The organism is Acinetobacter sp. YH12135 (assembly GCF_013418565.1).
GTDB classification, from domain to species: domain Bacteria; phylum Pseudomonadota; class Gammaproteobacteria; order Pseudomonadales; family Moraxellaceae; genus Acinetobacter; species Acinetobacter towneri.
The window spans coordinates 58,883-84,991 of sequence record NZ_VPBU01000002.1; the positions used below are offsets into that span (position 1 = coordinate 58,883).

26 protein-coding genes and 2 pseudogenes are annotated in these 26,109 nt (G+C 42.4%); 12 read left to right on the forward strand and 16 right to left on the reverse strand.

Annotation, left to right across the window (positions count from 1 at the left end):
- The first annotated feature begins 8 nt into the window (after positions 1-8).
- Positions 9-818: a malonyl-ACP O-methyltransferase BioC gene (gene bioC / locus FTU70_RS01985; protein WP_179988531.1), complete on the forward strand. Its 810-nt coding sequence runs from the start codon at positions 9-11 to the stop codon at positions 816-818.
- A complete protein-coding gene (gene bioD, locus FTU70_RS01990; RefSeq protein ID WP_096902081.1) occupies positions 815-1,465 on the forward strand; it encodes a dethiobiotin synthase in 651 nt (216 codons plus the stop codon). Before bioC ends, bioD begins: the two co-directional genes overlap by 4 nt.
- A gap of 404 nt (positions 1,466-1,869) precedes the next feature.
- On the opposite strand, the pseudogene rluB reads toward bioD, so the two are convergent.
- The 6 genes and pseudogenes from rluB to FTU70_RS02020 all read right to left on the reverse strand — a co-directional run.
- Positions 1,870-2,790: pseudogene (gene rluB, locus FTU70_RS01995) on the reverse strand (23S rRNA pseudouridine(2605) synthase RluB); the annotation flags it as partial.
- Between the two features lie 41 nt (positions 2,791-2,831).
- Entirely contained in the window at positions 2,832-3,425 is a 594-nt protein-coding gene (scpB, locus tag FTU70_RS02000; RefSeq protein WP_154320996.1) for an SMC-Scp complex subunit ScpB, read from the reverse strand.
- Positions 3,422-4,216, reverse strand: coding sequence for a ScpA family protein (locus FTU70_RS02005; protein ID WP_179989214.1), 795 nt, complete (start codon positions 4,214-4,216; stop codon positions 3,422-3,424). The genes scpB and FTU70_RS02005 overlap by 4 nt, the downstream gene beginning before the upstream one ends.
- 227 nt (positions 4,217-4,443) lie before the next feature.
- Positions 4,444-4,716, reverse strand: coding sequence for a hypothetical protein (locus FTU70_RS02010; protein ID WP_180059940.1), 273 nt, complete (start codon positions 4,714-4,716; stop codon positions 4,444-4,446).
- Positions 4,717-4,784: 68 nt separating this feature from the next.
- Positions 4,785-5,402 (reverse strand): L-threonylcarbamoyladenylate synthase, encoded by a 618-nt coding sequence (locus FTU70_RS02015; RefSeq protein ID WP_004972336.1) that lies wholly within the window; start codon positions 5,400-5,402, stop codon positions 4,785-4,787.
- A gap of 91 nt (positions 5,403-5,493) precedes the next feature.
- A complete protein-coding gene (locus FTU70_RS02020) occupies positions 5,494-6,156 on the reverse strand; it encodes an elongation factor P hydroxylase (RefSeq protein ID WP_096902070.1) in 663 nt (220 codons plus the stop codon).
- A gap of 98 nt (positions 6,157-6,254) precedes the next feature.
- Between FTU70_RS02020 and FTU70_RS02025 the strand changes: the two genes are divergently transcribed.
- The 6 genes from FTU70_RS02025 to lysM all read left to right on the forward strand — a co-directional run bounded on the left by FTU70_RS02025 (position 6,255) and on the right by lysM (position 10,037).
- Positions 6,255-6,812: a DUF177 domain-containing protein gene (locus tag FTU70_RS02025; protein WP_180059942.1), complete on the forward strand. Its 558-nt coding sequence runs from the start codon at positions 6,255-6,257 to the stop codon at positions 6,810-6,812.
- A gap of 76 nt (positions 6,813-6,888) precedes the next feature.
- A complete protein-coding gene (gene rpmF / locus FTU70_RS02030; protein ID WP_004972331.1) occupies positions 6,889-7,071 on the forward strand; it encodes a 50S ribosomal protein L32 in 183 nt (60 codons plus the stop codon).
- Between the two features lie 204 nt (positions 7,072-7,275).
- The gene (gene fabD, locus FTU70_RS02035) at positions 7,276-8,262 is read left to right on the forward strand and encodes an ACP S-malonyltransferase (protein ID WP_096902067.1); all 987 of its coding nucleotides are present in this window, start codon (positions 7,276-7,278) and stop codon (positions 8,260-8,262) included.
- A complete protein-coding gene (gene fabG, locus FTU70_RS02040; RefSeq protein WP_004972328.1) occupies positions 8,259-8,993 on the forward strand; it encodes a 3-oxoacyl-ACP reductase FabG in 735 nt (244 codons plus the stop codon). The genes fabD and fabG overlap by 4 nt, the downstream gene beginning before the upstream one ends.
- A gap of 83 nt (positions 8,994-9,076) precedes the next feature.
- The gene (gene acpP, locus FTU70_RS02045; RefSeq protein ID WP_001279871.1) at positions 9,077-9,313 is read left to right on the forward strand and encodes an acyl carrier protein; all 237 of its coding nucleotides are present in this window, start codon (positions 9,077-9,079) and stop codon (positions 9,311-9,313) included.
- Positions 9,314-9,563: 250 nt separating this feature from the next.
- Positions 9,564-10,037 carry a peptidoglycan-binding protein LysM gene (lysM, locus tag FTU70_RS02050; protein WP_004972325.1) on the forward strand — a complete coding sequence of 158 codons (474 nt, stop codon included), beginning with the start codon at positions 9,564-9,566 and terminating at the stop codon, positions 10,035-10,037.
- 326 nt (positions 10,038-10,363) lie between these two features.
- On the opposite strand, the gene FTU70_RS02055 is transcribed toward lysM, so the two are convergent.
- The 4 genes from FTU70_RS02055 to FTU70_RS02060 all read right to left on the reverse strand — a co-directional run bounded on the left by FTU70_RS02055 (position 10,364) and on the right by FTU70_RS02060 (position 15,249).
- A complete protein-coding gene (locus FTU70_RS02055) occupies positions 10,364-11,647 on the reverse strand; it encodes a ribonucleotide-diphosphate reductase subunit beta (protein ID WP_180059944.1) in 1,284 nt (427 codons plus the stop codon).
- 139 nt (positions 11,648-11,786) lie between these two features.
- Complete coding sequence (locus FTU70_RS14275; protein ID WP_004972322.1) at positions 11,787-11,921, reverse strand: hypothetical protein; 135 nt, start codon at positions 11,919-11,921, stop codon at positions 11,787-11,789.
- Between the two features lie 62 nt (positions 11,922-11,983).
- Positions 11,984-12,112: a hypothetical protein gene (locus FTU70_RS14280; RefSeq protein ID WP_257222528.1), complete on the reverse strand. Its 129-nt coding sequence runs from the start codon at positions 12,110-12,112 to the stop codon at positions 11,984-11,986.
- A gap of 314 nt (positions 12,113-12,426) precedes the next feature.
- On the reverse strand, positions 12,427-15,249 hold the full coding sequence (locus FTU70_RS02060; protein ID WP_180059946.1) for a ribonucleoside-diphosphate reductase subunit alpha: 2,823 nt from the start codon (positions 15,247-15,249) through the stop codon (positions 12,427-12,429).
- Positions 15,250-15,838: 589 nt separating this feature from the next.
- Here FTU70_RS02060 and bfmR point away from each other — a divergent pair.
- Both bfmR and bfmS read left to right on the forward strand, forming a co-directional pair.
- Positions 15,839-16,555 carry a response regulator transcription factor BfmR gene (gene bfmR, locus FTU70_RS02065; protein WP_096902057.1) on the forward strand — a complete coding sequence of 239 codons (717 nt, stop codon included), beginning with the start codon at positions 15,839-15,841 and terminating at the stop codon, positions 16,553-16,555.
- A gap of 62 nt (positions 16,556-16,617) precedes the next feature.
- Positions 16,618-18,285, forward strand: coding sequence for a sensor histidine kinase BfmS (gene bfmS / locus FTU70_RS02070; protein WP_373685304.1), 1,668 nt, complete (start codon positions 16,618-16,620; stop codon positions 18,283-18,285).
- A 99-nt stretch (positions 18,286-18,384) separates the two neighbouring features.
- Here bfmS and putP read toward each other — a convergent pair whose 3' ends face one another.
- The 5 genes from putP to FTU70_RS02095 form a co-directional block, all read right to left on the reverse strand.
- The gene (gene putP, locus FTU70_RS02075; protein WP_154320988.1) at positions 18,385-19,875 is read right to left on the reverse strand and encodes a sodium/proline symporter PutP; all 1,491 of its coding nucleotides are present in this window, start codon (positions 19,873-19,875) and stop codon (positions 18,385-18,387) included.
- A 221-nt stretch (positions 19,876-20,096) separates the two neighbouring features.
- The gene (locus FTU70_RS02080; protein ID WP_004972306.1) at positions 20,097-20,954 is read right to left on the reverse strand and encodes an SPFH domain-containing protein; all 858 of its coding nucleotides are present in this window, start codon (positions 20,952-20,954) and stop codon (positions 20,097-20,099) included.
- A gap of 1 nt (position 20,955) precedes the next feature.
- A complete protein-coding gene (locus tag FTU70_RS02085; protein ID WP_180059948.1) occupies positions 20,956-21,441 on the reverse strand; it encodes an NfeD family protein in 486 nt (161 codons plus the stop codon).
- Positions 21,442-21,571: 130 nt separating this feature from the next.
- Positions 21,572-22,489 carry a patatin-like phospholipase family protein gene (locus FTU70_RS02090; protein ID WP_096902052.1) on the reverse strand — a complete coding sequence of 306 codons (918 nt, stop codon included), beginning with the start codon at positions 22,487-22,489 and terminating at the stop codon, positions 21,572-21,574.
- A gap of 62 nt (positions 22,490-22,551) precedes the next feature.
- Positions 22,552-23,205 (reverse strand): 1-acyl-sn-glycerol-3-phosphate acyltransferase, encoded by a 654-nt coding sequence (locus FTU70_RS02095; RefSeq protein WP_004972299.1) that lies wholly within the window; start codon positions 23,203-23,205, stop codon positions 22,552-22,554.
- A 227-nt stretch (positions 23,206-23,432) separates the two neighbouring features.
- Here FTU70_RS02095 and FTU70_RS02100 point away from each other — a divergent pair, with 227 nt between their 5' ends.
- Entirely contained in the window at positions 23,433-24,716 is a 1,284-nt protein-coding gene (locus tag FTU70_RS02100; protein WP_179996290.1) for an MFS transporter, read from the forward strand.
- 270 nt (positions 24,717-24,986) lie between these two features.
- Here FTU70_RS02100 and FTU70_RS02105 read toward each other — a convergent pair whose 3' ends face one another.
- Positions 24,987-25,664 carry a YetF domain-containing protein gene (locus tag FTU70_RS02105; protein WP_131260696.1) on the reverse strand — a complete coding sequence of 226 codons (678 nt, stop codon included), beginning with the start codon at positions 25,662-25,664 and terminating at the stop codon, positions 24,987-24,989.
- A gap of 149 nt (positions 25,665-25,813) precedes the next feature.
- On the opposite strand from FTU70_RS02105, the pseudogene FTU70_RS02110 reads away from it, so the two are divergent.
- A pseudogene (locus tag FTU70_RS02110) lies at positions 25,814-26,026 on the forward strand (DUF559 domain-containing protein); the annotation flags it as partial.
- Positions 26,027-26,109: the final 83 nt, after the last annotated feature.

Below are 26,109 nucleotides of genomic sequence, written 5' to 3' on the forward strand. Positions count from 1 at the left end.
GTGTGCGTATGCGTATAGATAAGGCACAAGTGGCACAGCGTTTTGCCCGCGCTCATCAGAGTTATAAAACGCATGCCGTGGTACAGCAGCAAATTTGTCAGCAGTTAATGGCAAAAATGCAGCAATATATTGTGCAGCAAAAGTTGTCAGATCAACCTCAGCCTTGCTTTGAAAACGTCTTGGAAATCGGCTGTGGTTCAGGGAATTTAACCGACTTGCTACTGCGTGAATTTCAAATTCAACAGCTGACTTTAAATGATTTATATGCCGAAGTGTTGCATGCGTATCTGCATCATCCTCAAACAACTAGTACGCAAATTCATGGCTTAATTGGCGATATAGAACAGCTCGATTTTCCGCAGTCTTTGGATTTAATTTGTTCGAGTTCGGCTTTGCAATGGGTGGAAGATTTTGGAGCATTATTGCGCAAGGCGAATCAAGCGTTAAAGCCGCAAGGGTATTTGTGCTTTTCGACGTTTGGCCCTCAAAACTTGACTGAAATTAAGCAATTAACAGGTCAAGGCTTACATTATTTGAGTATGGATGCGTTACAACAACAGCTTAAACAGCAGGGCTTTGAAGTATTACACTGTTCAGAGCAGCTTGAATCATTAAGTTTTGAACATCCTAAACAGATTTTGCAGCATTTAAAAGCCACAGGTGTCACGGGTACAGCACAAGGGCAGCGTTGGAACAAAACGACTTTAACCGAATTTTATCGGGGCTATGAACAGTTTAGTCAGCAGCATAGCTCACAGCAAAAAAGTTATACGCTCACGTATCATCCTATTTATTGTCTTGCACGGAGAATGCCATGACAGCTCAAGTCTATTTTGTGAGTGGTATTGATACAGGGATTGGCAAAACCTATGCCACGGGTTATTTAGCCAAGACCATGAATGAACAGGGTATTCAGACCATTACCCAAAAACTGATTCAAACGGGCAATCAAGACGTTTCAGAAGATATTGAGCAGCATCGTAAAATTATGGGCAGTGAATGGTTGCCTGAAGATGATGACAAACTCACCATGCCTGAAATTTTTAGCTATCCTGCTTCACCGCATTTGGCTACACAAATTGATGGTCGTGAGATTGACTTTGCTAAAATTGAGGCTGCGACTGCGCAACTGGCAGCAAAGTATGATGCAGTATTATTAGAAGGTGCGGGTGGACTCATGGTGCCGCTGACCACAGACCTACTCACCATCGACTATATTGAGCAAAAACAATATCCTGTTATTTTGGTGAGTTCTGGGCGTTTGGGCAGTATTAACCACACTTTGCTCAGTTTGGAAGCTTTAAAAACACGTGGTTTGAATTTACATGCATTGGCATATAATTTGAACGATGAATCACAAGACCCTTTAATTTCGCAGGATACTGCCAAATATTTAAAAAATTATTTGTCAAAAAGCTTTCCAAAAGCACAGTGGATTGAAATTCCTGTATTGCCAAATATTTAATTTTTATTATTTTTTGTCCAACCAATTTGCCCAATAAAAAAGCCACACATGAACGTGTGGCTTTTTATCAATTTGGCGTATTTCAGCTTTTAGAATTTTTTAAAGCTTTTATTGCCAAACGGTTTGCGTGGTGCATTTTCGTCACGACGTTCACGGTTGCCGTAGCTGTTGCCATCCTGACGTGGTTCACGGTTGCTGTAGCTGTTACCATCCTGACGTGGTTCGCGGTTGCCATAGCTGTTACCGTCTTGGCGACGCTCACGGTTGCCATAGCTATTGCCGTCTTGGCGACGTTCGCGGTTGCCATAGCTGTTACCATCTTGACGACGCTCACGGTTGCCGTAACTGTTACCGTCTTGGCGTGGTTCGCGGTTGCCGTAACTGTTACCGTCTTGGCGTGGTTCGCGGTTGCCGTAACTGTTACCGTCCTGACGACGTTCACGCGGTGCAAAACCTGTGTTTTGTGCAGCTTCTTCGGTGTCACGACGTTGCTGACGCAAGAAACCACCACGACGTGCTGCCAATGGTTTTTCTTGCATACGCTCATTGCGACGTTTTGCCATGCCGTACAAACCTGTGCCTTGACGTGGTTTTAATTCAACTGCTTTGGCAAGGTTGTCGATGTCATTTTTATCCAATTCCATCCAGCGACCTGTACGCAATTCACGCGGTAAAATTACCGTGCCGTAACGGGTACGCAATAGACGGCTGACTTTCAGACCTTGTGATTCAAAAATACGACGAACTTCGCGGTTACGACCTTCTTTTACCACCACTTGATACCAGCGGTTAATACCATCACCGCCAATTTCAGAGAAAGATTCAAACTTGGCAGGGCCATCATCTAGCACTACGCCGCGCAGCATGTTGTTTTTCAGTTGTGGTGTCACTTCACCCATCACACGAACTGCATATTCACGTTCAATTTCGTTCGATGGGTGCATTAAACGGTTGGCTAATTCACCATCGTTGGTGAATAGCAATAAACCTGTCGAGTTAATGTCCAGACGACCAACCATTACCCAACGATCATTGGCAATTGCAGGCAGGTTATCAAATACAGTTGGGCGCTGCTCTGGGTCGTTGCGTGAGCAAATTTCGCCTTCTGGTTTGTAGTAAATCAGAACGCGACGACGAATTTCATCTTCAATTTGGAACTGAACTTTACGACCATCGATGCGAAGCTCATCACCTGGTTCGATACGTTCACCCACTTGGGCAACTTGGCCGTTGACACTCACACGACCAGCGGCAATGACTTCTTCCATATAACGGCGAGAACCCAAGCCTACTCGTGCGAGTACCTTTTGCAACTTTTCACTCATGACAGCATAACCTTAGAAATGATCATCAACAGTTTACCTATTCAAGACACAGACGCAGATGCATCGAGTGCCATGAAAGCTTCCTTGGCATCCTGTAGGGGAGGCAATTGACTTAAGGAATTCAAGCCAAACGCATTTAAAAATTGAGGCGTTGTAACCAACAACGCAGGTCTTCCTGGGAGTTCTCGGAAACCTGATTCTTTAATCCAGTTCCAATCAAACAATGTGCGTAAAATTTGACTATTGTTTGATACTCCGCGAATTTGTTCAATATCTGCTCGGGTCACAGGTTGGTGGTAGGCAATCACCGCCAGTATTTCTAGCAGTGAGGGCGAAAGTCGGGTCGGACGTTCAGGCCACACCTGTGTAATAATTGTACGATACTTTGCCCGCACCTGAAAACGGAAACCTTGTGCGGTTTCGATCAGTTCAATCGAGCGACCATGTTGTAACATGGCCAATTGTTGTAAAAACTGGCGTAATTGCGCTTTGCTATATTTATCTTGAAAAGCTTCTTTCAGACGCGCTAAAGACACAGCACTGTCACTGGCAAAAATAATTGCTTCGAGTTGCATCAGCACTTCATGCTGTTGTTCGCCTTCAGACAAGCTAGAAATCATGGGTTCTGGATTCATGCCTGCGCCCCTTGAATGCTCAATGGTGTTTCAATCCCACTGCTGATAATGCACACTTTTTGCTGGCGAGTCAGTTCTAAAATCGCCATAAAGGTCACAACCATGCCCATGCGTCCCTGACTTGGTTTTAGCAACGCATCAAAACTCAGTACTTCACCCGATGCGAGTTTGGCTTCAATAAATGCAATCCGTTCTTCAAGTAAAACAGGTTCTTGCAAAATTTGATGGGTGACAGGTTCAGGACGATTAAAAATGCAGAACAAGGCATCACGTAATTGATCGGCTGCATAGCCGACATTATTGACTGCGGTATGCCCTAAGCTAACATTGGTAGCAAAAGTATCGCGTTCTAAAACAGGCATTTGCCCCAAGCGTTCAGCTGCTTGTTTGACTCTTAAATAGGTTTCTAAACGGTCAATCAGCTCTTGTTTTGGGTCTTTTTCAATGCTGCTGATACTGGCAGGTTTAGGCAACAATAGGCGGGATTTTAAATCGGCCAGTAATGCCGCCATCACCATATAATCGGCAGTCAGTTCAATATTTAGCGATTTCATGGCATCCATATACGACAAATATTGCGATGCAATCGGGGCAATATCTAACTGAAGTAAATCGAAGCCATTTTTTTGAATCAGGTAAATTAAAAAGTCGAGTGGTCCTTCGAAATGCTCTAACAGAATTTCAAATGCTGCAGGAGGAATATACAAATCCTCAGGAATCGACTCTTGCCACTCATCTAACACACGAATGTGTTGGGCAGGTTCCATCGCATTGTGGAGGGATTGATTCATTACAGTGTTGGGCCACGCGAATTTTCAAAAGCATGCAAATGCTATTTCCGCTTCAGATAAGAAGGAGATGGAGAAATAGCTCAGAATTAATAGCGGTTAGTCTAAAGGATATCGTGATTGAAATAAATCTGTTCTACGACCAAATATCAAAAAAAGCCTAAAATAAATCGGGATTGAGGGAGATTTAAGGCAAGTTGTAAAAATTAACTCATTCAATCTTTAAGTATTTATTTCTGTTTATTCTGTAATGCGTATTCAATCATTGCCATGCAGCTGTCTTGTAAACACAGATTACGAGTTTGCGATTGCGCTAAAAGTGCTTTACATAGTGCTGCATCTAAAAAGTAAGTATAAGAATCGGGAGGTTCAGGTATTGTTGCTGTGAATGCAGTTTGGGAACACACGATTGCATCGGACTCTAGCGTCCACGGATGTTGCACATAAATGTGCATCTCATCCGAAAACTGCTGCAAATTTAACAATACCTGAAATAAAGTCATGGGTTTAATTCGTGCAAGTAAGGCTTTTAAACCGTAGTGCTGTCAATCGCTTTGCAGGTGGTGAATGCTTATTCAAAAGCACTCACATCTCCCACACCACGACGCACAATTTGCGGGTTGTCGCCCGATAAATCAATAATACTGGTGGTGCTAAGTGTGCCTAAGCCACCATCAATCAGTACATCAATACGTTTGTTGAGTTGTAGATCAATCTCGTATGGATCATCTAAAGGGTCTTCTTGCCCCGGTAAAATCAGGGTGCTAGTCAGTAAAGGTTCGCCTAATTCTTTAAGCAGCATGCGACAAATGGGGTTGCTTGGAATACGCAAACCAATGGTTTTTTTATTGGGATGCATCAAGCGACGCGGAACTTCACTGGTCGCAGGTAAAATAAATGTGGTGACCGCAGGCGTATTGTTTTTCAGTAGACGATACATGGCATTGTCCACTTTGGCGTAGGTGGCAATATCCGATAAATCGGCACAAATAATAGCGTATTGGTGTTTTGCGCCTAAACCACGAATTTGTGAAATGCGTTCCATCGCGTTTTTATTACCAATTTGGCAACCAATCGCATAAGCAGCATCGGTTGGATAGACCACCACATCGCCTGCGCGTATGCGTTCAACCGCTTGGCTGATTAGACGCGGCTGTGGATTTTCAGGATGTACTCTTAAATGCAACATATGAATTCCTCAGTAGCGTAAGTGTGACGTTAGGCTCATTATGAAAGGGGATTGATGTCAGTTGCAATCATTGCCTTGTGCTTTATTGCATTTAATCCAAATTTTTTCGTTCAAACTCTGCAATTTGTAATGTTTTGCCACCTCGGGTGCAGTAACAAATACATTCAATAAAGCGTTTTGCATCGCGTGGTAATTTGGCTTCTCCGTTAAAATAACGCTGTACTTGGGCAAAGACATTGTCTTTAAATGTGCGGCCATCTCCACCTTCACCGGTCAGGTTATCTAAAGATACACGGAATTTTCGTCCAAACGCTTGAGCAAACAGCCATTCAATGGCTTGAGGTTTAATTTCAACCTGTTCAAATAAGGCTTGTTGTTCCTGAGTACGACCATCGGGAGCATACCAATAGCCTAAGTCTGGCAGTAAACGTCGTTGTTCGCCTGCGATGCTCCAATGGCTAATTTCATGTAAGGCACTATTAAAGAAACCATGTGCAAATTGAATTCTTGCAGGCTGTGTTGCTGTGGCAGGAAAGTACTCAGGTTCAAAATCACCTTTGACCAAGTTCACATTTAGGTGGGAAAACCAGTGATTAAAGTGTAAGATGAGCCAGTCCACCTGTTCCGTTTCTGTATTGAGTTTTGCCCAGTCCGAGAGTTGCACTTGGGGGTGCGAAGTGTCAGAATTGGTGGTTGGAAGTGTGCTCACAAGTGATGAAAAATTCACTTCTGTTTGCGGCTGCAACAGATGCATGACTGTGTTACCCAAAATTGGTCTGTCTAAATAAGTACAAAATTGTATCTTAATCTTTGACAGAGTACTGATGAATTTGTAGAATTGCCGCCTTAATTATGTCAGCAAATACCTTTCCGGCACAGATTGAGCCGTTTAAATGGGCTGAACAGGGCTTTACATGGTCAGGTAACCTGCCATTGTCTCGCTTTGCTCGTATCGCCCGTGAAGCTGTTGGATCAATTGATGATCAATTGGTTAACATAGACTGTAAGCTATCAATGGATGCGTATCATCGCATTGTATGGCTAGATGGTCATATTGAAACGAGAGTTCCAATGGAATGCCAACGCTGCTTGGGTTCTGTAGAAATAGACCTCGTTTCAGATTTTCATCTAGCTCTTGTGGATGATGAGTCACTGATAGAGCGCTTGGATGAGGATGCTGATTTCATTGTATTAGGTGAAAGTGAAGCCACCACCAAAGGCGATTATGATTCGCCTGCGACGGCTAATTTACTGTCACTTATAGAAGATGAATTGTTATTGTTGTTGCCTTTATCTCCTAAGCATGACGCTTGCGAGCATAAGCATCAACCTGCCATTCAGAACATTGCCGAAGAAAAACGTGATAATCCGTTTGATGCTTTGGCAAGTTTGAAAGGTAAACTTAACTGAAAATTATGTTATAATTTTTAGTTAAGACAACTCAATTTGTTCTGATCCATTTTTTCGATCTTTGTAAGGAGCCATCATGGCCGTTCAGCAAAACCGTAAAAGTCGCTCTCGCCGTGACATGCGCCGTTCACATGACGCTTTAACCGAGAATGCATTAACTGTAGACCAAGCTACTGGTGAAACTCATCGTCGTCACCACGTAACTAAAGATGGTTTCTACCGTGGTCGTCAATTATTCGCTAAAGCAGATGCTGAATAATTGGTGATGTATTAAGCGTCAAGCTTAGTAGAAAAAATGGGAGCGTAAGCTCCCTTTTTTTGTGCCCGATTTTTGTTGTATTTGGCAATTACTAAAAACAAAATTAAGTGTTAAATTTCCGCTCCATAACTGAGCTTACATGAGAAGGTGTGGGTTGTAGCTGCAAAAAACTACAATTTGCGCATCTTAATTAAAGGATTTTTTATGTCTGCTAAACGACTCGAGCAAGCAGCTCAAGCCACTAAAACTGCATTTGTCTTTCCTGGTCAAGGCTCACAAAAAGCCGGCATGTTGGCTGAGCTTGCAGAACAGTTTAGCGGTGTGCGCGAAACATTTGCAGAAGCCTCTGAAGCGATTGGCTTTGACTTATGGCACATTGCACAAAGTGGTGAAGGTTTAGACCAAACAGAATTTACTCAGCCTGTATTACTCACTGCAAGTATCGCTTTATGGCGTGTGTGGTTAGAGTTGGGTGGTGTTGCACCAAAATATTTGGCAGGACACTCATTGGGCGAATACAGCGCATTAGTAGCTGCAGGCAGCTTGAGCTTGGGCGATGCCGTTAAACTGGTAAACTTGCGCGGCAAATTAATGCAAAACGCTGTGCCACAAGGTCAGGGCGCAATGGCTGCCATTTTAGGCCTTGAAGATGCCAAAGTGCTTGAGCTATGTGAACAAGTGAATGTGCAAGGTCGTGGCTCGGTAGAAGCAGCCAACTACAATGCACAAGGGCAAGTGGTTATTGCAGGCGATAAAACTTTAGTCGAAGCAGTAATGGCATTGGCCAAAGAAAATGGCGGTAAAGCCATTGCCCTGCCTGTATCTGTACCTTCACACTGTTCATTGATGAAACCTGCTGCCGAACAGTTTGCACAAGCTTTGGAACAAACTGCCATTGAGCTACCGCGTATTCCTGTAATACAAAATGTCAACGCTGGAATCGCGGCAGATGTTGCGCAATTAGGTCAGGCACTCACTGCGCAATTGTACCAATCGGTGCAGTGGACACAAACCATGCAATACCTACAAGATCAGGGTATTGAATATATCGTGGAATGTGGCCCAGGCAACGTATTGGCGAATCTTGCGAAGCGTTTACCGAATATCGAAAAAGCATTCCCACTCGACACACAAAGTCGTATGGAAGATGCACTAAATGCCATTTTAGTGGCAGAAGGGAAAATTGCATGACACAAGAACGTAAAGTTGCATTAGTCACAGGTGCAAGCCGAGGGATTGGTGCAGCCATCGCTCAGCAACTCATTCAAGACGGTTTTTTTGTGGTAGGTACTGCCACTTCTGAAGCGGGCGCAGAAAAATTATCGGCAAGTTTTGCAGAAAACGGTGCAGGTAAAGTATTGGATGTCCGTGATGGTGCAGCCATTGATGCATTGGTTTCTGAAATTGAACAAAGCTATGGTTCAGTTTTGGTTTTAGTTAACAATGCGGGCATTACCAAAGATAATTTGTTACTGCGTATGTCAGAAGATGATTGGGATGACATTCTCAACATTCACTTAAAGGCAGTTTACCGTTTATCTAAACGTGTCTTGAAGGGCATGACCAAAGCACGTTTTGGACGCATTATTAATATTAGTTCTGTGGTAGCACATTTTGCGAACCCAGGACAAGCGAACTATTCTGCGGCAAAAGCCGGTATTGAAGCATTCAGCCGTAGCCTTGCCAAAGAAATGGGCAGTCGTCAAATTACAGTAAACTCGGTTGCTCCGGGCTTTATTGCAACTGAAATGACAGATCAGCTAAGTGAAGAAATTCGCAAAAAAATGAGTGAGCAAGTGGCATTAAACCGTTTAGGTGATCCACAAGATATCGCAAATGCAGTGAGTTTCTTGGCTTCTGACAAAGCTGGTTACATCACTGGTACAGTGTTACACGTAAATGGTGGTTTATACATGAGCTAAGCTCAAGTATAAACTTTCAAAATTTTATAGATTCAATTAAACTAACGGCATTAAAAACGCCACAAGCAATGAGGAGAATTCCTGTGAGCGATATCGAACAACGCGTTAAACAAGCGGTTGCAGAACAACTTGGTCTTAAAGCTGAAGAAATCAAAAACGAAGCATCTTTTATGGATGACTTAGGTGCTGACTCTTTAGACTTAGTAGAGCTTGTAATGTCTTTCGAAAACGATTTTGACATCACAATCCCAGACGAAGATTCTAACGAAATCACAACAGTTCAATCAGCAATCGACTACGTAACTAAAAAACTTGGTTAATTGTTGATTTCAGCTCTGCTGAAATGAAAGCCACCGCAAGGTGGCTTTTTTATGCGCTGTCGTTTTTACAATCGAATATGAAAAAGGCGCATTTTGTTAAATGTGTGATGTAGCTTACATTTTGTTACCAGGCTAGTGTCTAATCACAACCGAAGTCGCTTATTTTTTTAGTTATAAATGAATGAGAACAGAAACGTGCTTATGTAAGTGAGCGACGCTTTATAACAGCAGAAAAAAATAGGAGTACCTCATGGGTCTTTTTGATTTTGTAAAAGGGATTGGTAAGAAAAATACAGCACCTGCAGAGCCACAAGCTGCACCAAGCACACCTGCAGAACCATCAGCACAAGAAATTGCCAATAAACTTTTGGGGCATGTGAAAAGTTTAGGCTTACCTGTGACAGGTTTATCGGTGAGTTATAACGCAACTACTGACTTAGCGACAGTGCGTGGACAGGTCAACAGTCAGGCAGACCGTGAAAAAATTATTCTTGCAGTGGGTAATATTGACCATGTTGCACAAGTAGATGATCAACTCACAGTTGCAACCCCAGAACCAGAAAGCAAGTTCTATACAGTAAAATCAGGCGATACCTTATCTAAAATTTCTAAAGAATTTTATGGGGATGCCAACCAATACAACAAAATCTTTGAAGCTAACCGTCCATTACTAAAAAATGCCGATGACATTTTCCCAGGACAGGTGTTGCGTATTCCTGCATAAATGTGAGCAGCCTGAATAAAGGCGCGTGATGCGCCTTTATTTATTTTGTTTTTTGTCGTTTTTGGGCTGTTGGATTATTGTCCTATTCTCATAATGAACAAAAGAAGTAAAAAAACGGCATTGTTGTATAAATATTTTGTAAGATAACGATTTTTAAAGGTTTATGGAAATTTTAAAAATAAATAAATTAAAAAAATCAAATTGTTAGGTATTTGCACAACCTAGCCATTAAATACTCGATCGTATCTTTAAAAAAACCGCCATGAATGGCGGTTTTCTCAATGACAACTCATGTGTCTCACAACGATATTTTATGTGTCGCGATATTACCAGCTCAATGCACCGCCAGTCTGGTAATCGGTCACACGCGTTTCAAAGAAGTTCTTCTCTTTACGCAAGTCCATCATCTCAGACATCCATTGGAACGGGTTGTTTACGCCAACAAACTGTTCAGGTAAACCGAGCTGACTTAAACGACGGTTACAGATGAATTTCAAATATTCTTCCATCATACCTGCGTTCATACCCAATACGCCACGTGGCATAGTGTCACGCGCATATTCAATTTCAAGCATCGTGCCTTCAAGAATCATTTGAATCACTTCTTGCTGGAATTCTGAAGTCCACAAGTGCGGGTTCTCAATCTTGATTTGGTTAATCATGTCGATACCAAAGTTCAAGTGCATAGATTCATCACGTAAAATGTACTGGAATTGCTCTGCAACACCGTTCATTTTGTTACGACGACCCATCGACAAGATTTGGCTGAAACCGCAGTAGAAGAAAATACCTTCAAGTACACAATAGAATGCGATTAAGTTGCGTAGCAAAATTTGGTCGTTTTCTGGTGTACCTGTTTTGAAAGTAGGATCACTTAAAGATTGCGTGTACTTCAAGCCCCATGCTGCTTTACGTGCAACCGATGGTACTTCGCGGTACATATTGAAGACTTCACCTTCATCCATACCTAACGATTCGATACAGTACTGGTAAGCGTGAGTGTGAATCGCTTCTTCAAAGGCTTGACGCAAAATGTACTGGCGGCATTCAGGGTTGGTAATGTGGCGATAAATTGCCAATACCAAGTTGTTAGCAACCAATGAGTCTGCAGTAGAGAAGAAACCAAGTGAACGCATAACAATGGTGCGCTCATCTTCAGTTAAGCCATTTTCAGACTTCCACAACGCGATGTCGTGGTTCATGTTGACTTCTTGCGGCATCCAGTGGTTTGCACAACCATCTAGATATTTTTGCCATGCCCATTCGTATTTGAACGGTACAAGCTGGTTTAAGTCTGCACGACAGTTGATCATGGCTTTATCATCAACCTGTACGCGCGATGCACCCATTTCCAGTTCTTCAAGACCAGGAGCAACGTCCAATTGATCTAGAGCGTTAGATGCTCTTGCCAACGGATCGGTTGAATCTGTTGTTCTACTTCTAGGGGCTGCAGCGGGTTGTGCAGCTGCCACAGTCGTCTGTGGTTGCTCTGCATGAGATACCATCTGCGTATCATGCGCTTTTTGCGGCTCGACGGGCGCAGACTTGTGTTCAGGAGCAGCCGGTTTTTGCGAATCATCTTCGAAATCGTCCCAACTTAGGATAGACATATCAATTCTCTCTTCGTTGCTTTATATCTTTTATGGACATCCAGCTACGCTGAGATGTCTTAATATACGCTTAATTTGTGAAAGCAAAATTAAGTTTTGCTCATCTAGGTCTGAAAAATGTACATTCCGACCAATTTGCTCACGACTTATTTTGCTTTCGCTGTTGTTTTGCCGCTTGTACCCAAAAGTAAGCAATTGGTGCGTAAAACAACACTACAAAGGAAACCAGCAAGACCGCGAGTCCTAACATATAGTTGTGGGTCATGTGTGGCATGATGATTTCCTTTTAAGTTTTATAAAGTGAATCTTAGTCAAAACTAAGATTCACGGCTAAAATCATTTTTTAGATGATTTTACAGGCTTCACTGTTTCAACAATCGTAGTCTTTGGGTGCTTTTTAGCATATTCCAAAGTAACGTATTGACCAGTGATAGCACTTCTAGCTGCTTTTTGATTGTTAGCCATGCTCAGTACTCCTTGATACAAAATCAAGATGACTCTTACTGGCTCGATAGATAATTCAGTGTTAGAATCTCTATCGCATTCTCATATGCCAGCCTCGTTGTGACCATCTTGGTATCACTTCGAGATTGAAAGCCTTCTAGTTAGTTTTGACGGACGCTAGAGGGCTTTTTTATTGCTTAAATTTCGTAATCCCGCATACGGAGCAATGCTTTTCATCTTTGCAGGGGGGACTTGCATCCCACCATTTGCTTCGTGTGATCCCCCTCCTTTTAGGAGGTGAATAGCAATGCTATGCAAGGGAGGTCAAGTGAAGCTTATTGACACGCCTCACAATCAGGATTATCAATACTACATGCCATTGGCACTGGTGCTGCTTGAGCAAAATCTTCATCAACAGCTGCAGCCGCTTCTGGTGCAGGAGTTGCTACAGGCGCTGCCGTAACAGTTGCAGGTTTTACTGCGTTCAATGCACCTGTGTTAATGGTTGATTTCTCTGCAGATGTTGCACCTAATGCACGTAGGTAATAAGTCGTTTTCAGACCACGCAACCATGCCATTTTATAAGTCAGGTCAAGTTTCTTACCGTTTGCACCTGCAATATACAAGTTCAACGATTGCGCCTGATCAATCCATTTTTGACGACGTGATGCTGCATCTACAATCCAGCGTGGTTCAACTTCAAACGCAGTCGCAAAAATCGCTTTCAATTCTTCAGGAATACGTGAAATTTTTTGTACTGAACCTTCAAAGTGTTTCAGGTCATTCACCATCACAGAATCCCACAAATCACGCTCTTTCAATGCACGAACGAGGTAAGGGTTGATTACTGTAAATTCACCAGACAAGTTCGATTTCACATACAAGTTTTGGAATGTCGGCTCGATAGACTGAGAAACGCCACAAATATTTGAAATGGTTGCAGTCGGTGCAATCGCCATCACATTTGAGTTACGCATACCGTCTTTTTGAACTTTGGCACGTAAGCTGTCCCAATCCAAACGCTGTGTACGGTCTACTTCAAACATACGTTCTGGACGCGATTTCGCCACAATGTCTAAAGAGTCAATTGGTAAGATGCCTTGATCCCACAATGAACCTTTAAATGTTTCGTAAGTACCACGCTCAACCGCTAAGTCGCTAGACGTTTGAATCGCGTAGTAGCTGATCACTTCCATAGATTCATCGGCAAATTCAACTGCAGCATCTGAACCATAAGCCAAGTTCATCTCATAAAGCGCATCTTGGAAGCCCATGATGCCCATACCTACAGGACGATGTTTCAAATTTGAATTGCGTGCTTGTGGTACAGCGTAGTAGTTGATGTCGATGACGTTGTCGAGCATACGTACTGCAGTTTTAATAGTACGTGCTAATTTTTCACGGTCTAACACACCACCTTGAACGTGTTGCACAAGGTTGATTGAACCCAAGTTACATACCGCAATTTCATCTTGGTTAGTATTGAGGGTAATTTCAGTACATAAGTTAGATGAGTGCACTACGCCAACGTGTTGTTGCGGTGAACGTAAGTTACATACGTCTTTGAATGTGATCCACGGGTGACCTGTTTCAAACAACATTGACAACATTTTGCGCCATAAGTCCTTCGCACGAAGTTTCTTATGTAGCATGTTGGTTTCTTTGGCAATGCTTTCGTAGTACGCATAACGCTCAGCAAAAGCTTCGCCCGTCAAGTCGTGCAAGTCTGGTGTTTCAGATGGCGTAAACAATGTCCATTCTGCATCTTCAAAGACACGTTGCATGAACAAGTCAGGTACCCAGTTGGCTGTGTTCATATCATGGGTACGACGACGGTCATCCCCTGTGTTTTTACGCAGCTCTAGGAATTCTTCGATGTCTAAGTGCCAGGTTTCTAAGTACGCACATACCGCACCTTTACGCTTACCACCTTGGTTGACCGCAACAGCTGTATCGTTAGCAACTTTAAGGAACGGAACAACACCTTGAGATTTACCGTTTGTTCCTTTGATGTATGAGTTCAAGGCACGTACTGGCGTCCAGTCATTGCCTAAACCACCTGCCCATTTAGACAGCATTGCGTTGTCACGCATTGCACCATAAATGTTGTAAAGGTCATCAGAAATTGTAGTTAAGTAACAGCTTGATAACTGTGGACGTAGCGTACCTGAGTTAAACAGGGTAGGCGTAGAAGCCATGTAGTCGAAGCTAGACAATAAGTTATAGAACTCGATTGCACGTGCTTCACGGTCATCTTCATTAAGCGCCAGACCCATTGACACACGCATAAAGAACAATTGTGGAAGTTCAAAGCGTACGCCATCTGAGTGAATGAAATAACGGTCAAATAAAGTTTGCAGACCTAAATAGGTAAACTGGTTTGAGCGTTCAGGCTGAATCGCTGCAGCAAGTTTGGCAAGGTCAAACTCAAGTAAGTCTGCAGAAAGCAAATCAAGTTCTACACCTTTTTTCAGGAAAGTTTCTAATGCTTCGCCTTCAGGTGTATCTGTTGCCAAACCTAAAAATTCTAAGCCTGTTGCTACCAAGTCATTACGTAATAAACGCGCAGTCACATAGGTATAGTTCGGCTCTTGCTCAATACGGGTACGAGTCGCCATCATCATGGTGGTTGAGATGTCAGACTCTTTTACACCGTTGTAGAGGTTTTTCACGGTTTCATCAATGATGGCATCTACATCAATGCCTTCTAAACCTTCTGCCGCTTTATTCACGGTTGCTTTTAACGCACCTAAATCTAGTGGTTTAAGCTGACCGTTTGCATCAGTCACTTGTAACGTCGGGTGATGGTTTTCACCTGCTTGCTTACGCGCTTCTGAGCGTTGTTCACGGTAGATGACATAAGCACGAGCAACTTTTTGCTCGCCTGTACGCATGAGCGCAAGTTCAACTTGGTCTTGAATTTCTTCAATGTGAATAGTTCCGCCAGACGGTAAACGGCGGTTGAATGTGTTCAACACCATTTCAGTCAGTTGTTCGATCCGATCATGAATGCGGCTTGAATCGGCGCTTTGTTGACCTTCTACAGCCAAAAACGCTTTGCCAATTGCAACTGCAATTTTTTCAGCATCAAAAGCGGCAACATCACCAGTGCGTTTAATCACTTGTAATTGACCAGGGGTTGAGGTGATTACGCTCATGTCAGCATAGCTCCATTGTCATCTATTGTTATGTTTATGGACCATTAAACTGGGCAAAACTTAGGCCGCAGTGATTGAGGGATAAACACAAGACTTAGTGGTTTAAAATTGAATTGAACACAAGATACGGGAAAATTGAGGGTAGATCAATATTGACTTTTTCTTTTAAATTTTGACTATTTTAGGATTCAAATTTATCTCAAAAATACCGAATTTTGTCCTTTCGGCTATAAGCCTTATCAGACAAGGGCATAGCATAGCAAAGCTCGGAAAAACTGCTTATAGATAACCTTGTGGATAACTTGAAAAGTTAGGAGATAATTTTTCCAAAGGCGGCAAAGGCTTGATCTAGTGCAAAAAATACCCATTTTGTAACTTTATATTTCTTAAATATGTTTAAAAATCACCAAAACTAGAAAAGTGCTATAAATTCAATGCTTAATAAAAATATAACAAAATAATACGCAGATGTATCAGTTTGGTGAACAGTATCTTGTTTACAATGTAAACGTGTGTATATTGCAAATTATATCAAGACCTATCTCTCAGATTTTAAAAGGATAGGTCGAATCCAATAAAGGGACAGGTTATGAGTCAAGAAGAAAAGTTACCAAAAATTTTAATTGTTGAAGATGATGAACGCCTTGCACGACTTACGCAGGAATACTTAATTCGCAATGGTTTGGAAGTTGGGGTAGAACCAGATGGCAACCGTGCGATTCGCCGTATTATTGCCGAGCAACCTGATCTTGTGGTGCTCGATGTGATGTTACCAGGTGCCGATGGTTTAACCATTTGTCGTGAAGTTCGTCCACATTATCATCAACCAATTTTAATGCTGACTGCGCGTACTGAAGATATGGATCAGGTGCTAGGTCTGGAAATGGGTGCAGATGACTATGTTGCAAAACCTGTGCAGCCGCGTGTGTTGTTGGCGCGTATTCGTGCTTTATTGCGCCGTACCGACAAAGTGACTGAAGATGAAGTGGCACAGCGCATTGAATTTGATGATTTAGTGATTGATAACGGTGGTCGTTCTGTAACTTTAAATGGTGAATTGGTTGATTTCACCAGCGCAGAATATGACTTGTTATGGTTATTGGCTTCAAATGCAGGGCGTATTTTATCTCGTGAAGATATTTTTGAGCGTCTACGCGGCATTGAATATGATGGTCAAGACCGTTCAATTGACGTGCGTATTTCACGTATTCGTCCAAAAATTGGCGATGATCCTGAAAATCCAAAACGTATTAAAACTGTGCGCAGTAAAGGTTATTTGTTCGTTAAAGAAACCAACGGCATGTAATACGCTTTTTTCTGAGTCAAATACTGGCTCAAATATAAAATAAGTCACATAGGACGGATTTTGTGCTTAAACACAGTATATTCTTGCGCATATATGCAGGATTGGTGATCTTAGTTGCAGTAGTTGCCATTTTGGCGTACTTATTGGTGCAAATCATCAACTATCAGCGTGCGCAAGAATATCGTGAGTCTTTAACTGATGGTATGGCTTATATTATTAGTGAAGGGATTGCACGACAGCAAAACGAACAGCAAAAGAAAGACTGGATTTCTGATGCATCCGATTTGCTGGAATTGCCCATCTACTATGTGCAGGCAGACAAAGTAGATTTGTCGCGCGCAGAGCTTAGACGGATTAAAGAACGTAAAGCGGCTGTGCGCTATAATGCCGAAAATATGATTGCCTATATTATTTTGGGTATGAAAGATGATCCAAATCATTATTTATATATCAAGGCAGATAAAATTACAGAACGGCAAATGAAAGCTTTGCCGATTTTTGTTTTAGATTATTTGGTGTATTACCCGGGTCAGGAAAAAGAATATCTAGCCAAAATTCAGCAGCACTTTTCTTATCCGGTCAATATTAAAAATATTCAGGAACTGCCACTCGATTCTGAACAGATTGGGCGTTTAAGACTCGATCACAGCATTATTTTATATCGTGACAATGCCACCGTGCGTGGTACAACCATCTCGATTGTGTCACCGATGCCAAATTCACCCTCAGAAGTCTTGGTTTTAGGGCCTGTGCCGTTATTTAACTGGATGCCATTCCAGTTGGCAGCAGGCATTACCTTGCTCAGTATGTTTATGTTGAGCTTGGGGGTTTATGGTTTGATCTTGCCTATGCAACGTAAGATCCGCCAAGTGAACTATGCCTTAAACCGCACCAAATCGGGTGATTTAAACATGCGTTTGCTTGTAGATGGCACAGATGAAATGGCAAGTTTGGCATCTAGTTATAACAGCATGTCCGACCATATTCAGCGTTTGATTGAGGCGCAGCGTGAACTGATGCGCGCTGTATCGCATGAGCTGCGCACGCCTGTGGCACGTATTCGTTTTGGTATGGAAATGCTGGCAGAAGAAGATGATTACGAATATCGCTTACAGCAAGTCGAAATGATTGATAAAGATATTGAGGCTTTAAACACCTTGATTGATGAGATCATGACCTATGCCAAACTTGAACAGGGCATGCCATCTTTAGAAATTGAAAAGATCGTTTTGGTTGAAGTGCTAGAGCAGGTGGCTACGGAAACAGAAGCATTGAAAACCCAAAAAGATATTCAATTGCTTGCCCCACCTGTGACTTTGGAAGTGGAAGCTGAACGCCGTTACTTGCACCGTGTGGTACAGAACTTGGTGGGCAATGCAGTCCGTTACTGTGACCATAAAGTCTTGATCAGTGGCGGTATTAACGAACAAGGCATGGCCTATGTTTGTGTGGAAGATGATGGGCCGGGGATTCCCGAACAAGACCGAGAACGTGTATTTGAAGCCTTTGCTCGTTTAGATGACAGCCGCACCCGTGCTTCAGGTGGTTATGGTTTAGGTTTGTCTATTGTAAGCCGCATTGCTTATTGGTTTGGTGGCAAAATTGAAGTCGATCAGAGTCCGAACTTGGGTGGTGCACGTTTTATGATGGTTTGGCCTGCCAAACGGTTTAGTAAGGCAAGAAAAAAAGTCGCAGCAGAGAAAGAGAAAACTACAGATTCATTGACTTGATTTGAGTGTACTAAAACTTTTCTCAGACATAAAAACCAGTGCAGTTCAAGGCACTGGTTTTTTATCGCTTTTTTATCTCTATGCAGATCAATCTACAGCTTAGTGCGATTCTTTATATTGCTGATCGGCCTGTTCAAAACGGTCTGTCACTTCATGACTTGGCGCTTTACCCAATAAACTCACCACGACAATCGCAATCCAAGAACAGACAAAGCCCGGAATAATTTCATAAATACCCGTATCTGCCCAAAGGTTTTTCCAAAGAATGACCATAAGTGCGCCGACAACCATCCCCGCCAATGCACCATTTAAAGTCATGCGTTTCCAGAACAAAGACAAAATGATTAGTGGACCAAATGCTGCACCGAAGCCTGCCCAAGCATAAGAAACCAATCCCAAGACTTTTGATTCAGGATTACCCGCCATCCAAATAGCAAGCAGCGCAATCATGAGTACCATGCCGCGTCCGACCCACACCAATTCATTTTGTGAGGCATTTTTACGCAGGAACGATTTGTAAAAATCTTCGGTTAAAGTACTTGAACAGACCAAAAGTTGACAGCTTAGGGTACTCATCACAGCAGCTAAAATTGCAGCCAGTACCACACCTGCCACCCACGGATTAAACAGGATTTTGGTCAATTCCATAAATACTGTTTCAGGATTGGCATTGACCACACTTGCCAGTTCAGGATGTTGCTGGAAGTAGGCGATACCAAAAAAGCCCGCAGCCACCGCACCGCCTAAACATAAGGTCATCCATGTCATGCCAATACGACGTGCATTCGGAATAGACTTGACTGAATCAACTGCCATAAAACGCACTAAAATATGTGGCTGTCCAAAATAGCCTAAGCCCCATGCCATGAGGGAAATGATCGCGACCCAGCTTAAATCTCCGACTAAATTCAGCGCCTGCGGACGAGCCGCTTCTAAAGCAAGTGTGACTTGGCTTAGGTCAGAAAAGCTGAGTAGGGTAATGATAGGGGTCAGCAAGAGCGCAAAAATCATCAAGCCAGCCTGAATGGTGTCCGTCCAGCTGACTGCCAAGAAACCACCAATAAACACATAGCTGATGGTGGCAATAGCACTAATCCACAATGCAGTGCTATAAGGCAGATCAAACATACTTTCAAATAAGCGCGCACCTGCAACCATGCCCGAAGCACAATAAATCGCAAAGAAAATTAGAATTACGCAGGCAGATACAATCCTTAAAATTTTTCTTTGATCATTAAAACGGTTAGAAAAATAATCAGGCAAAGTCAGTGCATTGTGCTGTACTTCGGTGTGTACTCGTAAACGACCTGCCACCAAAAGCCAGTTTAGCCATGCGCCAATAATCAGACCAACGGCAATCCACATTTCAGACAAACCTGAAAGATAAATGGCACCGGGTAAGCCCATCAGCAACCAGCCACTCATATCGGATGCGCCTGCAGAAAGTGCAGTGACAAAACTGCCAAGACGACGACCACCTAAAATGTAGTCCGAGAAATTTCGAGTCGCGCGATAAGCCAATAAACCAATGACAATCATGGCGACAATATAAAACAGGAAAGTAATAATGGTGGGGTTGAGTGCGCTCATACAGTATCCATTTGGGTTTTGGACAGTCGACTAAAATACAGACCGCTGCTAGATGTGAGTCACTCAATTTGGTGAGTGCAGACATCTCATCTGCGGTGCTGATTTCATCAAGAAACGCGAAATTTAACCATACATTAAAAAATATTTCAGATTTTTTTCTGAATGGGCATAAAATAGGCAGCTTGAAAGCTGCCTATCATCTTGATGTTTATCTGATTTGCTTATGGATTATTGCGACCCATAACACCACGAATGGTATTCAGGACATCTGCAGGTAAGACCACAGTTTTGGCATTGTTGGATTTCGCCATATCTTGCATGGCTTTTACATATTGCTCACCCAATAAGTACGCCACAGGAATTTCTTTATCACCTACCGCAGAGCTGACCATTTCAATGGCACGTTGAGAAGATTCTGCCAATACAACTTGCGCTTCTGCATCACGACGTGAAGCTTCCAAACGACCATCGGCTTCTAAAATAGCCGCTTGTTTTTCACCATCGGCTTTGGTTACGGTAGCACGACGCTGACGTTCTGCTGCAGCTTGTTCTTCCATAGCTGCCTGCATGGTATGCGATGGTTTAATATCCTGAATTTCTACAGTTTTAAGGGTAATTCCCCAGTCTGAAATATCATCAGAAATGGCTGCTTTGAGTTTGGCTTTGATGTGATCGCGCGAAGACAAGGCATCATCCAAATCCATTTCACCCACAATAGAACGCAATGAGGTTTGAACAAGGTTTTGAATCGCCCAAGTATAGTTTTCAATGCCATACACTGCTTTTTCAGGAGTCGTGAGATTAATGTACGCTACCGCATTCATGAGCAGAACTGCGTTGTCACGGGTAATGACTTCCTGAGATGGAATATCTAATACAATATCTTTGGTGGTGACTTTATAGGCCACTTCATCGACATAAGGAATGACGAAGTTAAGTCCCGGTGCAAGTGTGGTGTGGTATTTACCCAGACGTTGCACAATCCACTTATAACCTTGCGGAACAATTCGCACGCCTTTAAAAATGGTAATTCCAACAAAGGCTAAAATCGCTAAAACAATAATAGATCCACCAGACATTTTAATTTCTCACTTTTTCGTTGTCATGTGTGCTGTGATGCGGCTGCACCACCAAATCATTACCCAAAATATCAATCACGCGAATACGATCTCCCACTTGCACAGGGCTTGCGGTGCGGCAGTTCCATTCGTCTGAACCAAGTACGGGCATCGGGAAACGGACTTTAATTTGATCATGTTCTAAGTTGGTTTGAATGACCATGCCAATTTGTCCAATAGTGGCTTCGCGTGACAAGCCTGCTTTGGTTTTATCGGTAGATAAGGGTTTGATAAATTTAAACCACGCCAAGGTACACAGTACCGACAAGATAATCCACATCACCAATTGGGTAGTGGTACCCATCATGGGGAACATCCAGTATAAAATACCGACCATGACTGCCCCAATGCCAAACCATAAAGCGGCAAACGCAGGCAAGACCAGTTCTGAAAGCATTAACAGAACGCCTAGTACAAACCAGTGCCAAGGTTCAAGAACGAATTCCATACATCTACTCGCGTATTTTTTACGATTGGTTAATTCTAATTGCTTAGAGAAACGCATCGACTTAAAAAGATGCGCTCTCATCACTTTAACAGATCAATAAGTTTATGAATATTAAAAAAATCACTGAATCCTAAAATTTCGGACGCGGTGCAGGTTTCAGCGCGGCAGGTGATTTTTTAAAGTTATTGATGGCTTGCAGAATTGCTTTGACCTGTAATTGTGCGGCTTTTTCACCTTCTAAAATGGTTTGGTTACTGGCTTTTAAATCTAGAGTACCAATATGTCCAACTTTAGGTTGAATCACGATATTGGCCTGCGCCAATTCCTGATTGATGCTTTGCTGCCCCATAATATTGAGGGTTTGATCGAGTAAGCCCCACATGCTGACAGGTTGATTGCCTGTCGGACGTGCAGAAATATCCACTGCAATGACTAAGTCGGCACCCATCGCTTTAGCCGTCTGTACGGGAATTGGGCTGACCAAGCCGCCATCCACATATTGTGTTCCGCCAATGGTGGCAGGTACAAAAACATTCGGAATACTGCAAGAGGCACGTACGGCTTGACCAGCATTGCCTTTAATAAAGTCGGCTTTACGTCCATTATCTAAACGTGTGGCAACGGCAGCAAAACGAATTGGAAATTTTTCAATCGGTTTATTGGCTACGTGTTGATTGACAAAGTCTTGTAACTTTTGACCTGCAATAAAACCCTGACGGTTTAAGGTTAAATCACGAATGTCGGATTCTTTAAAGGTTAGGGCAATATGTTGGAGCTGATAAGGACTTTTACCACTGGCGTATAAACTGCCGACAAAGCTGCCTGCACTGGTGCCTGTGACAATTTTTGGTTTAATCCCGTGAGACTCTAAAACTTTAATGACGCCAATATGTGCAAAACCTTTAGCACCACCGCCACCCAGCGCCAGTGCAATTACAGGTTCACGTGCTTGGATAGGTGTGGTGCTTGGCGGTGTTTTTGTTGTTTTGTCGCAGCCAGCCAAAGTTAGAGCTAGTACGCCCACTAAAGAATAACGAATCAGTTGCATATCAAATCTAAATTTAGATCAAAGAATATTGCGCCCATCTGAACAAAAAATAGAAACTTTGACTAGCCCTTTTTCAAAAGCTTTTGTAACGGTTTTGCCAACCAATGTGGATTTTTAGCCGAAAACTTGCCGTGATATTGCGTATAAATTGCATCTAAATCTTGAGCATAATCGCCCGTAGGATGAAACACGCCCAAAATATGAATGGTTTTGTGTGCATAATCAAAAGAGAACATCACAATTGGGATATTGGCGCCGTAGGCAATATGGTAAAAGCCACTGCGGATATTTTCGGCTTGTTTACGTGTGCCTTCGGGCGCCATACCAATCCAGATTTTTTCTTTTTTTCGTACAATCTCAATAATATCTTGGGTATGTCCTTGAGGAGAATGGCGCACCACAGGAATTACCCCAATCCAGTTTAAAAGTGGCTTGAGTGGGGTTTCAAATAAAGTGTGCTTACCAAAAATAGTAATTTGAATACCTAAACCGAGTAGGGCGGTAAAACCATGCCACGCATCAATATTTGACGTATGCGGTGAGATAATAGCAACTGCTTTGGGCAAGTTGGGAAATTCGCCCACCATTTGCCAGCCTTGCGCCAAAAAAATATTTTTAAATAAAGCACGACTGCTGGCTGTTCCACGTTGTGGAACTTGGTCGGGTAACTGTGGAAATTGCCGTGCACTGCGTGCAAAAGGATTGGTGATTTTCATGAATGCGATGTCATCCTGACGTGCGTGATTAACAACAATAAATACCCAATATCATGACGCATGAATCTAAATCTATTCAAGATATTAGACTTTCGCTTTGTCTGATTCATTGGCAAAATAGTCGAAATCTGAATGTGAAAGTGATGAAAAATAACAATCCATTATTCAAAATTTTAGTGTAGTACTGCGTTTTTTTGATCTTTTGCCCATATCTAAATTGAGATGCTATGCCCAATTTGCGCCAAACTTATTTGTTGTTATTTTCTCTGTATTGGGCGCAGGGCTTGCCTGTTGGTTTTATGACCCATGCCTTGCCTGTGATTTTACGTGCGCAAGGTGTGTCTTTGGCACATATTGGCGGTTTCGGTTTGTTAATGCTGCCATGGTCAATCAAAGTGTTTTGGGCACCTTTGGTGGATCGCTTTGGACATTCATATTTTGGGCATTATCGTAGCTGGATTTTGCCGTGCCAGTGGCTGAGTGTTTTGGTGCTGATTGGGCTGTCCTTTTTACCGATTGAGTCCTTAAATCATCCTATATATTTGTGGGTGTTTTTTGTGGCTTTGCTCGGTATGAACTTGGTCGGTGCAACCCAAGATATTGCCACCGATGGTTTGGCGGTCAATATTTTACAAGCCAAACAGCAACATTGGGGTAATACCTTTCAGGTGGTTGGTTCACGACTGGGCTTTATTGTGGGTGGTGGTGCAATTCTGTGGGCATTGGATTGGCTAGATTGGCAAAAAACTTTCTTAATTTTAGCGGGATTGGTGTTTTTAAATACCTTGCCAATTTTAATGTTTAAAGAGCCACAACATGCTGCTAAACAAGTGCTTGTTCAAGCTCAAAGTAAAATGTCATTTCACGCACGTCTTGCTGCGATTCGTGAATATCTGCGCTATTTTGTGGAAACGCCTGTACTGTACGCATGGCTATGGGTGTTACTCAGCTTTAAAATTGCCGATGGTTTGGCTGGCCCTTTATTAAAACCTTTAATGGTAGATTTAGGCTTAAGCTTTTCTCAAATTGGCATTTATGTGACCATGTTGGGAGCAATGGCCGCTTTGTTGGGTGCAGGCATCGCAGGGTTGATGCTGAAATGGTGGTCTAGAGCGCATGCCCTCATCATTTTTTCTGTGCTTAAAATTTTGAGTTTAGTGGCCTATGCTTATTTGGCTGAATTGTATGAACAGCAAGTTGATGTGGCACACTGGCTGATTTATAGCATTAATGCTGCGGAAGATTTTTGCTCTGCCATGTTACTTGTAGTGATGCTAACCTTGATTATGCAGTACAGTCGTAAACAATATGCAGGGACTGATTTTACATTTCAGGTTGCGATTATGGCGACTGTGAGCGGGGTACTTTATACCCTGAGTGGAATCTTAGGCGATGCTTTAGGCTACGCGAATTATTTACTGTTGATTTGTATTGTTGCGATTCTATGCTTTGTACTGATCTGGAAATGGGCAAAGCTTGCGAAAAGCGTTCAATCATCAGCACTTGAATAACAAGGTAGATCATCAAGACAGGATGACAGACCTAAACCACGTTAAAAAGTCATTGCGTGGAAAAAATAAAAGCGACCTTTAAAGAGTCGCTGGAGTATAAAAGGTATCCACATTAAAGCCAATACCGACCTCGTTTTTGTATTTTCAAAAATTATTATTTGCGCTTTCAGTGCTTCTCTTCGGCAGCGCAGGCAGTATAACGTTAAATTATGACAATCCTGCGACAATTTAAGTCGCATAGAGGTGTGTTGCAGCTAAAATCAACATATTCTAGCTGCGATATGCAGTATTGATTGCCAGTGTCCATTGTTGGTGATTACAACGCGGACAGACTTCATTGGCGTGTTCAAGTAAACGGACATGCCCACAATACATGCAGGCATAATACGTGTTTGGAGTTGTGCGGTTCACGGGTTGGTAAGCTTTAGGGAATAAGGGTAAACCATAGCGTGTGGCACCGCCATGAAAAAACAACATGCTGAATTTTCCATCACTTTCTAGTAAGCCAACACGTACTTGCCCTAAATGCTCCACGCCTTGTTGGCGCATTTCGGCAAAGAATTCATCATGCGACATTTTACCGTACTTAATTTTTTCTAAGACCAATTCACCATCTTCTACAATATATAGCGATTTACCTTCAATCAAATCTTCAAAGGGTTGGTATTTCATCATGAGCCATGTGGTCAGGCGATACATCCCAATCACCACTGTCATCACCACCAAGGCATGTACCAAGGGTAAATCTTCAGTGAACATAGGGTCGCCCGCAATAGAACCGAGCGATAAAATAATGGCCAATTCAAAAATAGAAAGCTGGCGTACTCCGCGTTTTCCTGTGAGGCGTAAAAATAGAATAATCATGCCAAACATGAGTGCAGCACGAATCATTAATTCTGCAACAAATGTCCATGTGGTGTCGTGAATGAAGATGGTGAACCAATCCATAGATTGTCTATTTTGTTATTTTGATGCTTGATACTATGCTTAAATTGAGTGGGTAAAATAGTGGTTTTGAGTAAAGAACTGCAATTATTTTAGTGGTTTAGAAACATAGAAATTTGTTATATTGCCTAAAAACTATAAATACAAAAATAATGAATAAGAAGATGAATCCGCAACTCTTACAATTTGCCAAAGCTATGCGTCATGTTGCTAGGGATGCTGAAAATTTGCTGTAGCAGCGACTTCGTGCCAAACGCTTTATGGAGCTTAAATTTAGACGTCAGCAGGTCATTGAACCGTATATTGTAGATTTTTACTGTCATGAAATTGGCTTGGTCATTGAGTTGGGAATAAGCAAAATTGGGAAGTTATAAAAGACTTGATTTTTATCTTTTGATTGTTATTATGAAGTATAGGTGTCCACCTTACTTACACACGAGTAAAAAAA

Excerpts from the sequence above, each read along its gene's own strand:
- FTU70_RS02100 (WP_179996290.1), top strand. The coding sequence starts at position 23,433 with ATGCCCAATTTGCGCCAAACTTATTTGTTGTTATTTTCTCTGTATTGG.
- fabG (WP_004972328.1), top strand. The coding sequence starts at position 8,259 with ATGACACAAGAACGTAAAGTTGCATTAGTCACAGGTGCAAGCCGAGGG.
- bioD (WP_096902081.1), top strand. The coding sequence starts at position 815 with ATGACAGCTCAAGTCTATTTTGTGAGTGGTATTGATACAGGGATTGGC.
- FTU70_RS02055 (WP_180059944.1), bottom strand. The coding sequence starts at position 11,647 with ATGTCTATCCTAAGTTGGGACGATTTCGAAGATGATTCGCAAAAACCG.
- FTU70_RS02020 (WP_096902070.1), bottom strand. The coding sequence starts at position 6,156 with ATGCATCTGTTGCAGCCGCAAACAGAAGTGAATTTTTCATCACTTGTG.
- rpmF (WP_004972331.1), top strand. The coding sequence starts at position 6,889 with ATGGCCGTTCAGCAAAACCGTAAAAGTCGCTCTCGCCGTGACATGCGC.
- scpB (WP_154320996.1), bottom strand. The coding sequence starts at position 3,425 with ATGAATCCAGAACCCATGATTTCTAGCTTGTCTGAAGGCGAACAACAG.
- bioC (WP_179988531.1), top strand. The coding sequence starts at position 9 with ATGCGTATAGATAAGGCACAAGTGGCACAGCGTTTTGCCCGCGCTCAT.
- FTU70_RS02095 (WP_004972299.1), bottom strand. The coding sequence starts at position 23,205 with ATGAAAATCACCAATCCTTTTGCACGCAGTGCACGGCAATTTCCACAG.
- FTU70_RS02060 (WP_180059946.1), bottom strand. The coding sequence starts at position 15,249 with ATGAGCGTAATCACCTCAACCCCTGGTCAATTACAAGTGATTAAACGC.
- FTU70_RS02090 (WP_096902052.1), bottom strand. The coding sequence starts at position 22,489 with ATGCAACTGATTCGTTATTCTTTAGTGGGCGTACTAGCTCTAACTTTG.
- putP (WP_154320988.1), bottom strand. The coding sequence starts at position 19,875 with ATGAGCGCACTCAACCCCACCATTATTACTTTCCTGTTTTATATTGTC.
- bfmR (WP_096902057.1), top strand. The coding sequence starts at position 15,839 with ATGAGTCAAGAAGAAAAGTTACCAAAAATTTTAATTGTTGAAGATGAT.
- FTU70_RS02080 (WP_004972306.1), bottom strand. The coding sequence starts at position 20,954 with ATGTCTGGTGGATCTATTATTGTTTTAGCGATTTTAGCCTTTGTTGGA.
- FTU70_RS02085 (WP_180059948.1), bottom strand. The coding sequence starts at position 21,441 with ATGGAATTCGTTCTTGAACCTTGGCACTGGTTTGTACTAGGCGTTCTG.
- FTU70_RS14280 (WP_257222528.1), bottom strand. The coding sequence starts at position 12,112 with ATGGCTAACAATCAAAAAGCAGCTAGAAGTGCTATCACTGGTCAATAC.
- FTU70_RS02025 (WP_180059942.1), top strand. The coding sequence starts at position 6,255 with ATGTCAGCAAATACCTTTCCGGCACAGATTGAGCCGTTTAAATGGGCT.
- FTU70_RS02015 (WP_004972336.1), bottom strand. The coding sequence starts at position 5,402 with ATGTTGCATTTAAGAGTACATCCTGAAAATCCACAGCCGCGTCTAATC.
- lysM (WP_004972325.1), top strand. The coding sequence starts at position 9,564 with ATGGGTCTTTTTGATTTTGTAAAAGGGATTGGTAAGAAAAATACAGCA.
- FTU70_RS02105 (WP_131260696.1), bottom strand. The coding sequence starts at position 25,664 with ATGGATTGGTTCACCATCTTCATTCACGACACCACATGGACATTTGTT.
- FTU70_RS14275 (WP_004972322.1), bottom strand. The coding sequence starts at position 11,921 with ATGCCACACATGACCCACAACTATATGTTAGGACTCGCGGTCTTGCTG.
- FTU70_RS02005 (WP_179989214.1), bottom strand. The coding sequence starts at position 4,216 with ATGAATCAATCCCTCCACAATGCGATGGAACCTGCCCAACACATTCGT.
- FTU70_RS02010 (WP_180059940.1), bottom strand. The coding sequence starts at position 4,716 with ATGACTTTATTTCAGGTATTGTTAAATTTGCAGCAGTTTTCGGATGAG.
- fabD (WP_096902067.1), top strand. The coding sequence starts at position 7,276 with ATGTCTGCTAAACGACTCGAGCAAGCAGCTCAAGCCACTAAAACTGCA.